Below are 13,959 nucleotides of genomic sequence, written 5' to 3'. Positions count from 1 at the left end.
TTTAGTTTTTCTTATTCCTATAGATTGAAAACCTTAAATTCATGCGGATGTTAATTGCAAAAGCTAGGGAGTTATCGTTTTTGTTCATAGATGATTCATTTTTTGTTATACTTACTTAAAGCAGTCTTCAAAGACTTAATAACCTTTTTAGGAGTACAAGAATGGATAAAGACTGGAATACGATAGATTTTTTAAGACATGTTCGCCATGATTGGCTAAATAAAATTCAATTAATTAAAGGGAATTTGGATTTAAATAAACCGGATCGAGTAAAAGAAATAATAAATGAGATTATTACAGAGACAAAACAAGAAGCTAAGCTATCTAATCTAAATATTCCGCAATTTGCTACAAAATTATTAATGGCAAACTGGGAAAATTATTATTTTCGATTAGAATATGAAGTATTGGCAGAAGAAAAATGTCAATTAACAGAAGACGAACCTCTCACCCAATGGATAGCCTTGTTTTTTCAGACATTGAATCAACATAGTAAACCTTTTGCAGACAATCACTTATTCATTTCCATTCATTCCATGGTGGAAGGACTTCGATTGTATGTTGATTTTAATGGACAACTATTAAATGCAGAGTCAATGATTCCATTTCTACAACAACAGTTTTCCAAGCAATTGACGTTGGAAAATATAGAATTTAGTGATAAAGAGCTGGTATTTGAAGTCTGGATGAATAGAGATAAAACAGGTAAATAATAAGAAGGACTTGTTGGCTAAAATCAATTAGGTTCGGTCATTTTGCTTTATAGAAAAATTGTGATTTTTAGAAAAATATTAGCTGTAAATGCCTGTAAGTTCGAAATTAGGATATCTTGTAAAATGAAATCAATGTACATTTATAAGTGTAAGATATCCTCATGTTCAATATTAGACAAGCAAGATGCTTATGTTTTTCTTAATAGGAGGAAATAAATTTATGTTTGTGGATCAGGTTAAGATTTATGTGAAGGGCGGAGACGGCGGAAATGGAATGGTAGCCTTTCGTCGAGAGAAATTTGTCCCTATGGGTGGCCCAGCAGGTGGAGATGGTGGTAAAGGAGCAAATGTAATATTTGAAGTGGAAGAAGGTTTACGGACTTTAATGGATTTCCGCTATCAACGTCATTTTAAGGCACCACGTGGCGAGCATGGAATGTCTAAAAATCAGCATGGCCGTAACTCAAAGGATATGATTGTGAAGGTTCCGCCTGGTACAATCGTTTCAGATGCGAATACGAAAGAAGTAATCGCTGATTTAACAGAACATGGCCAACAAGCAATTATTGCACGAGGTGGCCGTGGAGGAAGAGGGAATTCTCGTTTTGCTAGCCCATCTAACCCAGCTCCTGAATTATCAGAAAATGGAGAGCCAGGACAAGAAAGAGATATTATACTGGAGTTAAAAGTGTTAGCGGATGTTGGTTTAGTTGGTTTTCCTAGTGTAGGAAAATCTACATTACTTTCCGTTGTATCTGCAGCAAAACCAAAAATTGCGGATTATCATTTTACGACGATTGCACCCAATTTAGGAATGGTGGAAACGGAAGATAATAGAAGCTTTGTAATGGCAGATTTGCCAGGACTGATTGAAGGAGCACACTCTGGAGTTGGATTAGGACATCAATTCCTTCGTCATATTGAACGTACAAGAGTTATTGTCCATGTCATTGATATGGCTGCTACAGAAGGTAGAGATCCTTATGAGGACTATGTTACGATTAATAACGAGCTTCAAGAATACAATATGCGGTTATTAGAAAGACCGCAAATTATTGTTGCAAATAAAATGGACATGCCAGATGCAGAAGAAAACTTACAAGCGTTTAGAGAGAAATTGCAAGACGACTATCCGATATTCCCTATTTCAGCTATAACGAGATCAGGTTTACGTGAACTCCTTTATGCTATTGCTGATAAATTAGAGAATACATCAGAATTCCCATTAGAAGAAGTGGAAGAAGAAGCAGGGATTCATCGCGTTGTGTATAAGCATGAAGTCGATGAGAGACAATTCTATATTACAAGAGATCCAGATGGAAGCTTTATCCTATCTGGTGAAGGAATTGAAAAGCTCTTTAAGATGACAGATTTCTCCCGTGATGAGTCTGTTCGTAGATTCTCTCGTCAAATGCGCGGAATGGGTATTGATGAAGCATTGCGCCAACGTGGAGCGAAAGATGGCGATACAGTAAAATTAATGGAGTATGAATTTGAATTTATCGATTAATAAATCGAAATAAAGTTGGTAATAGAGGATCTTCCCTTTTGTCGAATAAAAAGACGGAAGGGGAGTTTTTCTACAGAACAGACTAATAATGAATGAATCTATTTGATTCTGTTTTATAATAATCGATAAAAATGAAATTTATATTAAACCATACATAATGAAGTTTCCGTTATGCCTTAAGGGGTGAGCAGATGAAACACAGTAAATTGGATCAGAAATTTTATTTAGTAAGAGAAGATGTACTTTCAGAAGCCATGCGAAAAACCTTGGATGCGAAAGAACTATTGGAAAGAGGAAAGGCAGAATCAGTGCATGATGCTGTAAAGCAAGTAGATTTAAGTCGCAGTGCATTTTATAAATATCGAGATACAATCTTTCCTTTTCATACAATCGTGAAAGAAAGATTAATTACATTATTTTTTTATATTGAAGATCGATCGGGAACATTATCCAAGCTACTAAGTGTTGTCGCTTCTGGAGGATGCAATGTACTTACGATTCATCAAACGATTCCGCTTCAAGGAAGAGCAAATGTGACATTATCTCTAAATACAGCAGAAATGGAAATTTCCATTGATATGTTGCTAGAGCGTTTGCGTATGCTTGAATTTGTGGAAAAAGTTGATGTATTAAGCTCAGGTGGATAAAGACTCTTTAAAGTGCAAGAATATCTCATCGTTCTTGTAGGAAGAAGGCTTATTTAAGTCATTCTTCTTTTGTATGTGATAAATTCAGAATAAATAATTATTTTTTGGAGGAGAAATAGGTGAAAGTAGGTTACTTAGGCCCAAAAGCAACATTTACAAATATGGCGGTAAATCAGCAATTTCCTGGGGTTGAATCAATCCCATTTCTTACGATTCCCAATTGCTTTGATGCTGTTATGGAAGACAAAGTTGATGTTGCTTTAGTACCGGTTGAGAATACATTAGAAGGTTCTGTTAATATCACTCTCGATTATTTAATTCATGAAGTATCTTTGCCTATTTGTGGTGAAGTGACGGTTCCGATTAAACAACATTTAATGGTTCATCCGCTCCGAAAAGATAAATGGAGAGACATTGAGGTTATCTATAGTCATTCCCATGCTATCGCTCAATGTCATAAATTTTTACATACAGAATTTAACGGGATTGCTTGTGAGTATATGACTTCAACAGCCGCTGCAGCTCAATTTGTTAAGGAAAACTCGAATATAAATGGTGCGGCAATAGGAAATTCGCTAACTGCCGAAGAATATGGGCTGGAAATTGTGCAGCATCATATCCATGATTCAAATAACAATCATACAAGATTTCTAATTCTTTCAAAGGATCCTTTAAGTTATACAGCACCGTCAAGTAATTTGGCAGGTCATAAAACAAGTCTAATGGTCACCTTGCCATCTGATCGTTCTGGTGCTTTACATCAAGTATTATCTGCATTTGCTTGGAGAAAATTAAACTTGGTGAAAATTGAATCGAGACCAACAAAAACCGGCTTAGGAAATTATTTTTTTCTTATTGATTTAGATAGAAAAATGGACGATGTGCTAATACCTGGAGCTATTGCAGAACTTGAAGCAATCGGCTGTGAAGTAAAGATACTCGGAAGTTATCCTTTTTATATTATGGAGAAGTAGAATGAATCCTATCGAACGCTGTGATTTAAATTTGAATAGGAGAAGGGCTAAATGAAAATCACTAAGGACGATTGAACACCTTAGTGATTTTTTGTAGCTTCTTTAAGCCTCTTCTTCTTTGATTAAAAAATGCGCCTTTCGTAAAGCCTCCTCTGCCCCGATTAAAGTGTCAATAGACGGAGCGGTAATAGTATGTAAATGGATACCAGAAGTTAATTCTGATAGATAGGCTGCGTTGGTATGCTTGATCTTCTTCATAAATTGCTTAACCTCTTTTCGATTAGAAACGAGAATCGAAGCCGTTAAATCCCCATAGACTGGATGTTCAATTTTAACATCTTTAACAGTTACGCCATTATCAACAAGGATATTTAACTCCTCCTCTGTTTTATCTGGAGGATGATTACAAGCAATAATTCTTTCATAAAGCGAGGGTTTTGATTCCTGTAAATATAAATAGCCTTGACTAGTCGCCAATATTGGTTCGTTTTTTGCTTTTAGAAGAGTGATGTCTCCGACGATGATTTGTCGGCTGACATTCGTCATTTTGGAAAGTTCGCTACCGGTAAATGGGCGATTATTTTCCTTTAATAAGGAAAGAATGTAAGCTCTTCTTTCTTCTCCAAGCATTTTCTTTAATTCTGTCATCTAATCTCTCCTTTAATGATTAATTCACCGAGTTGAAGGTTTTAAGTTTCCCCATCTGCTACAGTTATTGAAAAACAAGTTTCTAAATGATGGCTTTTGCAAGAGGAAAATAAATAATTTAGAAATAATAAGCAGAACTGAATACACAAGACGCCATGAATTAGCAAGAAAGGTGAACAAAGCTTACCCCATGGAAAATGAAATGAAGTATATTCAGGCTGCAGGTTATAACAATAGATGTTTGCGTAAAGAGCCTTTTTAATAATGGCAGTGTTAGGATTAATTACCTTTATATATTGGTGGATTTAGTATTTATATATTCTCTCCTCTCTATTTTACCAAAAGTATCTATAAATGAATAAAACAAATTTGTTTTTTGAAAGGCTATCGTTAGCAAACCAAAAGATGAAAAGAAGGACAAAGTATCTCCTATCTTTATGTGGCTAAAACACATAAATTGAAAAAAAAACGCATAGATTTTTGAGTAGAATGATAACCATTTTGCATTGTTAACATAGACTATATGGACATATGCATAGGAGGGAATCTATAGTGAAGATCCATATTGTTCAGAAAGGGGATACTCTTTGGAAAATTGCTAAAAAATATGGGGTGAATTTCGAAGAGTTAAAAGCATTAAATTCCCAATTGAGTAATACAGATATGATTATGCCCGGCATGAAAATTAAAGTCCCAACTTCAGGAGGAAATATAAAGAAAGAAGCTCCTATTATGGGAACGAAAAAAGAAATGCCGATAGCAATGGAGCCAATTGTAAAGGAAGCACCAAAAAAAGAAATGCCTATTAAAGAAATGCCGAAAAAAGAAATGCCAAAGGAAAAACCATACACTCCTAAAATGCCTACTCCAATCATTCCAGAAATTGACGTTACGAATTATTATTCCATGAATATGACGAATGTTGACGTAGATGTTGATATCGACATGGAAGAAAAAATAGTTTTGCCACCAAAGCCTGCACCAGTTTTACCTAAACAGGAGCCAGTAGTTCAACAAGAGGCGTGTCCGCCAATCGTTCCTTATCAACCATATTGCTATGAAGTATCTCCAATGATGCCAGGAAGCGGTTTTCCTCCAGGAGTATGCCCTCCAGCTGGAATACCAGTTGAACAACTAGCTTCACAAGCTACACCATTTCCAGGAGTAGAATATACAGAAAAGCATAAGTGGGAAGAGTCTTCATCCTCTTATTCTGCTTACACACACGGGCAAGTGCCGGTACATGGCAGTCATGTACCCCATGAATATTATCAACAGCCATTAGTGCAGTACGGGCAAATGCCGGTGGAACACCAGCACCATAAAAAAGATGAATCTTCAGAAGTAACTGGATTAGCATATCAGCCTTATGTCCCTACGCATGCAGCGCCAGTACTACCTTCCTATGATCTTCCTTATAAAGAGGATTGTGGATGTGGTGCTCCATCATTCCCGCAGCAACCGGCTTATCCAACAAGCGAAGGTTTTCAAGTAGAGGGAATGGGGCAAGGATATGCTCCTGGAATGGCACCAATGCCACAAGGATTCGGCCCAGAAATGGGAGCGATGGCAGGAGGGTATAACCCAGGAATGGGAATGGCATCAATGCCACAAGGATTCGGCCCAGAAATGGGAGCGATGGCAGGAGGGTATAACCCAGGAGTGGGAATGGCACCAATGCCACAAGGATTTGGTCCAGAAATGGGAGCGATGGCAGGAGGGTATAACCCAGGAATGGAAATGGGGCCAATGCCACAAGGATTCGGCCCAGAAATGGGAGCGATGGCAGGAGGGTATAACCCAGGAATGGGAATGGGGCCAATGCCACAAGGATTCGGCCCAGAAATGGGAGCGATGGCGGGAGGATATAACCCAGGAATGGGAATGGCACCAATGCCACAAGGATTTGGTCCAGAAATGGGAGCGATGGCAGGAGGGTATAACCCAGGGATGGAAATGGGACCAATGCCACAAGGATTCGGCCCAGAAATGGGAGCGATGGCAGGAGGATATAACCCAGGAATGGGAATGGCGCCAATGCCACAAGGATTTAGCCCAGAAATGGGAGCGATGGCAGGAGGATATAATCCAGGAATGGGAATGGTACCAATGCCACAAGGAATTGGCCAACAAATGGGACCAATGATGCAATCTCCTTACCCTCAAGGAATGGGTGGTAATACGCCAATGCCTTACCCGGGAGAATATACTAGTCCAGTTGCAGATGCTCCATCTTATGAAGCCAGTATTGGGCAGCCAGTTACTCCAGAAATGAATCCACCAGTGTATGGACCGGGAGGCAATGCGCCAGTATTTACACCACCATATAATCCTACTATGGGGCAGCCACCATTTATGAATCCATATGGCGTTAATCAAGGGACTCCATTTGGAATGCCAAGATACCAAGAGGACGAAAGCAGTGATTTATGATTTTTATCATAGAGGGGACGATACTTTTTATTATCGTCTCCTTTCTTTATTAGAAAAAAAAATTCCTGCAAAGATTTTAGAAATAAGCAGAATTAGGAATGAGGTATATTTAGTTAAGACCAATCAATTTTGGATGATTTTGAAAGGATATAATAGTTATCAAAAATTAAAAATTCAAGAGGCCTATACAAGAGCACTAAAACAGGAGGGCTTCACACATACGTACCAATTTTATGTGTTCAATGAGGAACCACTCATTATAGATAAGAAGGTTTTTGGCATGATTGAATACATTTCCCCTCATAAAGATTCCTTTACATACAGTAGTAAACGGAATAGAAGGGAAGCCATTCAATTATTAGAGCAATATTATACGGTTACAGAACGACTTGTAGAAATTTATAAGTATATTTTGCCTTCCTTTCATTTAATGAAAAAATTGGAACAAAGGCTAGAAGAATTTAGAAGTCATAAGTCAATTATTGAACATTATTTAAAAATAGAAATCGTTGAGGAAATTATGGAATGGGCTGAATTCTCTTTTTGTTATTTAAAAAACCACAATGAATATCTTCATACAAAATCAAATGTTATATTACATGGGGACGTAGCACACCATAATTTTATGCGTGACGCTAATAATAAACTATACCTAATTGATTTCGATTTAATTAGTATTGGTCCAAGAGTAGGAGATTATTTGCAGTTTGCTAATCGGATTTTACCCAATATAGGTTGGTCCATCCAACAATTACAAAAGATGAGTGGATACACCCAATTCTTTAAAGAGGAATGGTTTTTAATTGCTTTGATGTATCCAACAGACATTCTTAGAGAATGGAATAGAATAATCAGAAATCAAGATCTTTCAAATGAATTTTTATTAGAACAAGTGCTTTACTTAACAACAGATCAGTATCCAAAAAGAAAGAAATTTTACCAAAAGCTAAGACAAATTGTAAATATATAATCCGGTAATTATATAATGGCTAGACTTTACAGTATGATTCTCTCCAAAGAGCAGAAGATAAAAAGGAGCAACGTCTTGCTCTAGATTTAAATAAAGGGGAGAATACTACTGTGCATAAAAATAAATTAGTTGCTCCAGTTCTTTTAACGTTAACCTTTGGATTAGCCGGCTGTGGTGTGAACGATGACCAAACTGCAGATCAAAATCGCCTAGATAATGCTAGACCAATTGGATATTACTCCAATGAACAACATGATGTAAACAATAATAACAGTTTTACAACAGACAATGACGGACCAATGACGGAAATTATGGACCATACCTACGGAGATGAAGATAATAAAAATGGTGTTGGTGTCCAAAACGTGAACAATAAAAATGGTGTAAATGTTCGAAATGTAAACAATAGAAATGCTACTCGAGAAAATGGGAATATCGATGATCGAGATGATCGCGTTTCGTATGATACAGAGTTAGCCGAAAAAGTATCAAATGCTGCAGCTAAAATTGATAATGTTAAAAATGCACGTGCCGTTGTTTATGGAGATAACGTTTTAGTTGCACTTGAAGTAGCCAATACGAAGAATGTAGATCAGACAAAAGCAAAAGTAAAAGATAAATTAAATGATTCTCTTAATGGAAGAGATATTTCTGTAGTAACAGATAGAGGAATATTTACTAGCATTGAGGATATAAATCGTTCGATAAGAAATGGTCAACCGCAGCAAACCATTACCAATAATATTGGAAATATCTTTGATCGTTTAAATCCGACAAGCGAAAACAGATAATAAAAAACTAACTTCGAATAGGTCGAACCATTTCGAAGTTAGTTTTTTTTATTATTGTCTGTTCTTTATTAGAAACAAATAAGGTGGATTGATTTACTATAAATGAGGGATTTAAAAGAGGTTTCATTTGGTAGATAAAAGTTACTTTTAGAAAAATGTTCTATATAATGAATGTATTTGTTGAAATTACTATTGAAAAGAGTTATGCTTTATAATGGAATATGCATTCGTTATAAAGAACTAGTTGATGGTTTTTTTCATAGAAGCGAAAAATGCGGAGGGATTCAAAGTGAGAGTGTTAATCACAGGTGGACAAAAGAGTGAAATGGCATCTGCTCTAAAGGAACAACTTTCAAAAAATAATGTTTATTATATAGTAGCTAGAAAGCAACAGGGAAATAGTGTAATTTCAACTCTAGTACAAGATGATATATACACTTTTTTAAACGTGATGGAATTAGCTGACATACTGATGGAGAATCAGATAGATTGTGTTATCCATCTATCTAACAAACCCATAACATCCAACAGTATGAAGGATTCATTTGATCAGTCAGAAGAGAATATTGCTTGTACGATTGAAGTGCTCGAAGCATGTGTACAAGCCAATGTACATAAAATCATCTTTCCCTCCACGATTGCTGTTTATGGGGATGTAGACGGAGCTATAACGGAAGAAATGCTTTTACAACCTGTACTTTTTGAAGGACTTTCTAAGAAGTTAGAGGAGAAATATATACAAAATTACCACATCCTTTATGGTCTTTCTTATACAATTTTAAGATTTCCCATTGTTTATGGAGTATCTTCCGTACATAAGCTTAGAGAGAGTGTTATTGAATCAACGATTAAAAAAGTGATCGAAAATCGTCCACCTATCGTATTTGATAATGGGGAACAGAAGAAGCATTTTCTTTACATCAGCGACGCGGTTCAAGCAATTATCTCAAGTCTAAAAAATGGAGAGAATCAAGTATTTAATATTTGTCCTGAGGAAAAGTATTCTATGAAGGAAGTTGTATCTATTATTCAATCTTCTGTAAATGAAGAAGTCTTTCATTCTTTAGAAGAAGGAGAGAAAAGTAGAATTTCAACAAGGAAGGCACAAATTGATTTGAAATGGAATGCTCAAGTTCCATTTTCGAACGGTATTCGTTTAACGATCGAAAATATAAAACAAAATGATGATCAGATAAATAGAACATTAAAATAAGATTGCTATGAATTAGGAATGAAATAATTATTTATGGTGAGAATAATAGAGAGTTAGGTTGTTTTAAAACCAGACTTTAGATTGACAGTAACCTATTTCCTTGGAAATAACGAAGCTGTTTTGAGTAATGTGAAGAGGTGGTTATAATGAAAACCAGATTCCTTTTATTTTCAGCTGTTCTTCTTGTCAGTATAATAACAGTCATTTCATCAACTGGACAAGTTTATGGTAAGAGTGGAAGCACACTTTCTTTGAATGAAAATCCTAAGAAATTGGAAGTCGTATTGAAAAGGATTTATTTAGATGGAGAAGTGAGTGAAGAAACGGTAGAAGAAACAGTATGGTCGATGGAAGATTTCTGGTCAAAGTACGATAAATGGCAGTTGGTAGATATGACAAGTAAAGAGCTTGTATTTAAACAAGAAGTCGACGATATATCTCCACTGTTAAAGGCTAATGGATATTTCGGCATTAATGAAGAGGGAATATTAACCATTTATAATGGAAAACCTGCTGAGGAAAACATTATTCAGTCTTTTTTTCAAATTGATCTCAAAAAATTGGAATCAAAGCAGCATGAAGATTTACAAAAAGGGATTCCCATTAAATCTAGAGATCGATATGTAAAAGCACTTGAAACCTTTAAAAACTTAACAATAATGGAAACGCCAAATTAGGAAATTACCCTCAGTGAACAGAAGAAGCACAGAAAACAGTGTCCATTCTGATCACTGTTTTTTTGTTTTTTTAAAGAATATTATGAAAATCATCTATAATAGCAGTTCTACAAAATAGTATGATAAAATAAACTTTAGGATTTATCCCACACTTAACGCTCAGTAAGACCCCCACTAATGGAAGTGTTCTTTATAAGGGAGAGAATTTAATTTGTATGAATATATAAAAGGAAATGTAGAATTTGTTGGACCGGAATATATCGTAATCGAAAATAATGAAATTGGATATCAGATTAAAACACCTAATCCATTTTCATTTTCACCCTTTTCGGGTAATAAGATTACTGTTTATACCTACCATTATGTAAGAGAAGATAATATTAGTTTATACGGTTTTCGTTCTCAAGATGAAAAAGCTTTATTTACAAAGCTTCTTAACGTCTCTGGAATTGGTCCTAAAGGAGCTTTGGCTATTCTTGCATCTGGCGAACCAAGTCAGGTTATATCTGCTATTGAAGCGGAAGATGAAGCGTTTCTTGTGAAATTCCCAGGTGTTGGGAAGAAAACGGCAAGACAAATGATCCTGGACTTAAAAGGAAAGTTAGCCGATTTTTTGCCAGATTTCTCCCCAGATTTATTTACAGTAGAAAAGCATGTAGCCAAAGCAGAAATTGATTCAGCATTGGATGAGGCAATTCTTGCTTTAACTGCTCTTGGATATTCAGAAAAAGAGGTGAAGAAAATTACTCCTCATTTAAAAAAGGAACAGTTAACAACAGATGGTTATATCAAGCTGGCATTAAAGCTTCTGTTAAAAAGATAAGATGTATGCTGTTTTTTTAGATTCTTGTTTTTACATAGGGGAAATTAATATATAGAAATCAGGAGTAGCCTGAATACACCTAGATTAATGTGCGGATCTATCTTATGGAAGGGAGTGAATTGTTATGGATGATCGAATCATTTCAAGTGAAGCAGATACGCAGGATTTATCGTTTGAAAAAAGTCTGCGTCCTATTCAATTGCATGAGTATATTGGCCAAGATAAAATAAAAGACAATTTAAAGGTATTTATTGAAGCTGCTAAATATAGAGAAGAAGCACTTGACCATGTTTTATTATATGGACCTCCTGGACTTGGGAAAACCACGCTTGCGACGATTATTGCTAATGAAATGGGAGTTAATATTCGAACAACTGCAGGTCCAGCAATCGAAAGGCCTGGTGATTTAGCAGCAATATTAACTGCTTTAGAGCCAGGTGATGTGCTGTTTATTGATGAAATTCATCGTTTACCACGTGCGATAGAAGAAGTTTTATATCCAGCGATGGAAGATTACTGTTTGGATATTGTTATTGGGAAAGGACCTAGTGCTCGATCTGTTCGGCTTGATTTGCCCCCATTCACCCTTGTTGGTGCAACAACAAGAGCTGGTTCTGTTTCTGCACCGTTAAGAGATCGTTTTGGAGTTTTGTCTAGGTTAGAATATTATGAAGTAGAGCAGCTCAAAGATATTGTTGAGAGAACAGCAACTGTTCTACAAATTGGGATAGAAGAACTTGCTTCATGGGAAATAGCTAGACGTTCGAGAGGGACTCCGCGAATTGCCAATCGCCTTTTACGAAGAGTACGTGATTTTGCTCAAGTAAAGGGAGATGGGATGATTACAAAAGAATTGGCGGACAATTCACTTGAACTTCTACAGGTTGACCGTTTAGGGTTAGATCATATTGACCATAAATTATTACTAGGAATGATTCATAAATTTAAAGGTGGACCAGTCGGATTAGAAACGATTGCTGCAACTATTGGAGAAGAAGCTCATACAATTGAAGATGTTTATGAACCCTATTTGCTCCAGATTGGTTTCTTGCAACGAACCCCTAGAGGGAGAAGCGTTACCCATCTTGTTTATGACCATTTAAATATTAAACCAGAATAATTGGCTATATAATATTTTTCTAAAGATTAAGGAAGACAAATGAAATAAAGGAAGAGAATGATGAATGGAATTTCCAAATATATAATGATCACCGGCATAATTTTATTTCTTATCGGGCTTGTCATGCAATTTGTCCCGATTGGAAAGCTTCCTGGTGACATTCTGATAAAAAAAGAACATTCGACTATTTATTTTCCGATTACAACTTGTATTGTAATCAGTATTTTTTTATCGTTGGTTTTTTATTTTGTAGGGAAATTTCGTTAAAAAATTTAATTGCATGAAAGAAAGAATAGGTGACAGACATGAAAGTAGATTTATTTGATTTTCATTTACCAGAAGAATTAATCGCACAAACTCCTTTAGAGGATCGCACAAGTAGTAGATTAATGGTAGTAAATAAAGAAACTGGTGAATTAGCGCATCGCAAATTTAAAGATATATATGAGTATATTAATCCTGGTGATTGCCTAGTATTAAATGATACAAGAGTATTACCAGCAAGATTGCATGGAGAGAAAGAGGCTACTGGAGCGCATATCGAGGTGCTTTTATTAAAGCAGCAAGAGGAAGACAAATGGGAAACACTTGTCAAGCCTGCTAAAAGGGTAAAAGAAGGTACGATTATTACCTTTGGAAACGGTAAGTTAAAAGCGATATGTGTAAAAGAATTGGAGCACGGTGGTCGGATTCTTGATTTTCAGTATGAGGGCATTTTTTATGAGATTTTAGATCAACTTGGTGAGATGCCATTACCACCATATATAAAAGAAAAACTAGATGATCAAGATCGTTATCAAACCGTTTATGCAAAAGAAAGAGGATCTGCGGCAGCTCCGACAGCTGGTCTACATTTTACAAATGAATTATTAGAAGCTTTGAAAGAAAAGGGAGTACATATTGCTTTTATTACCCTTCATGTTGGCCTGGGTACCTTCCGTCCAGTTAATGTGGAAGATGTAGATAACCATGAGATGCACGCTGAATTTTATCAGATTAATGGAGAAACGGCATCTTTATTAAATAAAGTGCGAGCAGAAAGTGGGCGGATTCTTTCTGTAGGGACTACGTCTACTAGAACACTTGAAACAATTGCATCCGCCAATAATGGAAAATTTGTAGAGAGCAGTGGATGGACAAGCATTTTTATTTATCCTGGCTATGAGTTTAAAGGAATTGATGGAATGATTACGAATTTTCATTTACCGAAATCAACCTTAATTATGTTAGTTAGTGCCCTAGCTGGAAGAGAAAATATACTCCATGCCTATGAAACCGCAGTAAAAGAAAGATACCGCTTCTTTAGTTTTGGAGATGCCATGTTTATACAATAGATAAAGGAAGAAAGGTTCACGAATTACTTGAGTTTCGTGGTGATATTCATTAGAATATATAGTTGATTCTATTCTTTTGGTTAAAAAACATCATTATGTTAAAAAC

14 protein-coding genes are annotated in these 13,959 nt (G+C 35.9%); 13 read left to right on the top strand and 1 reads right to left on the bottom strand.

The features are described 5' to 3' along the window. The first annotated feature begins 161 nt into the window (after positions 1–161). The 4 genes from AB3U99_RS16435 (at position 162) to pheA (ending at position 3,844) form a co-directional block, all read left to right on the top strand. Positions 162–713 (top strand): Spo0B C-terminal domain-containing protein, encoded by a 552-nt coding sequence (locus AB3U99_RS16435; RefSeq protein WP_400242631.1) that lies wholly within the window; start codon positions 162–164, stop codon positions 711–713. Between the two features lie 220 nt (positions 714–933). Next, positions 934–2,223: a GTPase ObgE gene (obgE, locus tag AB3U99_RS16430; RefSeq protein ID WP_400242630.1), complete on the top strand. Its 1,290-nt coding sequence runs from the start codon at positions 934–936 to the stop codon at positions 2,221–2,223. 191 nt (positions 2,224–2,414) lie between these two features. Continuing rightward, positions 2,415–2,870, top strand: coding sequence for an ACT domain-containing protein (locus AB3U99_RS16425; protein ID WP_400242629.1), 456 nt, complete (start codon positions 2,415–2,417; stop codon positions 2,868–2,870). A 119-nt stretch (positions 2,871–2,989) separates the two neighbouring features. Beyond that, entirely contained in the window at positions 2,990–3,844 is an 855-nt protein-coding gene (pheA, locus tag AB3U99_RS16420; protein WP_400242628.1) for a prephenate dehydratase, read from the top strand. A 102-nt stretch (positions 3,845–3,946) separates the two neighbouring features. On the opposite strand, the gene AB3U99_RS16415 is transcribed toward pheA, so the two are convergent. Then, positions 3,947–4,492: a transcription repressor NadR gene (locus tag AB3U99_RS16415; RefSeq protein ID WP_400242627.1), complete on the bottom strand. Its 546-nt coding sequence runs from the start codon at positions 4,490–4,492 to the stop codon at positions 3,947–3,949. A 552-nt stretch (positions 4,493–5,044) separates the two neighbouring features. Here AB3U99_RS16415 and safA point away from each other — a divergent pair. The 9 genes from safA (at position 5,045) to queA (ending at position 13,853) form a co-directional block, all read left to right on the top strand. Next, complete coding sequence (safA, locus tag AB3U99_RS16410; RefSeq protein ID WP_400242626.1) at positions 5,045–6,925, top strand: SafA/ExsA family spore coat assembly protein; 1,881 nt, start codon at positions 5,045–5,047, stop codon at positions 6,923–6,925. Next, the gene (locus AB3U99_RS16405) at positions 6,915–7,895 is read left to right on the top strand and encodes a phosphotransferase (RefSeq protein ID WP_400242625.1); all 981 of its coding nucleotides are present in this window, start codon (positions 6,915–6,917) and stop codon (positions 7,893–7,895) included. The genes safA and AB3U99_RS16405 overlap by 11 nt, the downstream gene beginning before the upstream one ends. A gap of 110 nt (positions 7,896–8,005) precedes the next feature. After that, entirely contained in the window at positions 8,006–8,686 is a 681-nt protein-coding gene (locus AB3U99_RS16400; protein WP_400242624.1) for a YhcN/YlaJ family sporulation lipoprotein, read from the top strand. Between the two features lie 289 nt (positions 8,687–8,975). After that, positions 8,976–9,899 carry an NAD-dependent epimerase/dehydratase family protein gene (locus AB3U99_RS16395; protein WP_400242623.1) on the top strand — a complete coding sequence of 308 codons (924 nt, stop codon included), beginning with the start codon at positions 8,976–8,978 and terminating at the stop codon, positions 9,897–9,899. Positions 9,900–10,045: 146 nt separating this feature from the next. Beyond that, positions 10,046–10,576, top strand: coding sequence for a BofC C-terminal domain-containing protein (locus AB3U99_RS16390; RefSeq protein ID WP_400242622.1), 531 nt, complete (start codon positions 10,046–10,048; stop codon positions 10,574–10,576). 211 nt (positions 10,577–10,787) lie between these two features. After that, the gene (ruvA, locus tag AB3U99_RS16385) at positions 10,788–11,399 is read left to right on the top strand and encodes a Holliday junction branch migration protein RuvA (RefSeq protein ID WP_400242621.1); all 612 of its coding nucleotides are present in this window, start codon (positions 10,788–10,790) and stop codon (positions 11,397–11,399) included. Positions 11,400–11,523: 124 nt separating this feature from the next. Next, entirely contained in the window at positions 11,524–12,519 is a 996-nt protein-coding gene (gene ruvB, locus AB3U99_RS16380; protein WP_400242620.1) for a Holliday junction branch migration DNA helicase RuvB, read from the top strand. 57 nt (positions 12,520–12,576) lie between these two features. Further along, the gene (locus AB3U99_RS16375; RefSeq protein ID WP_400242619.1) at positions 12,577–12,786 is read left to right on the top strand and encodes a DUF2905 domain-containing protein; all 210 of its coding nucleotides are present in this window, start codon (positions 12,577–12,579) and stop codon (positions 12,784–12,786) included. A gap of 38 nt (positions 12,787–12,824) precedes the next feature. Further along, entirely contained in the window at positions 12,825–13,853 is a 1,029-nt protein-coding gene (gene queA / locus AB3U99_RS16370) for a tRNA preQ1(34) S-adenosylmethionine ribosyltransferase-isomerase QueA (RefSeq protein WP_400242618.1), read from the top strand. Positions 13,854–13,959 lie beyond the last annotated feature (106 nt).

Origin of the sequence: Niallia tiangongensis (genome assembly GCF_044704065.1) — a bacterium.
Taxonomy (GTDB): domain Bacteria; phylum Bacillota; class Bacilli; order Bacillales; family Cytobacillaceae; genus Niallia; species Niallia tiangongensis.
This window is presented reverse-complemented; position numbering and strand designations above follow the sequence as displayed.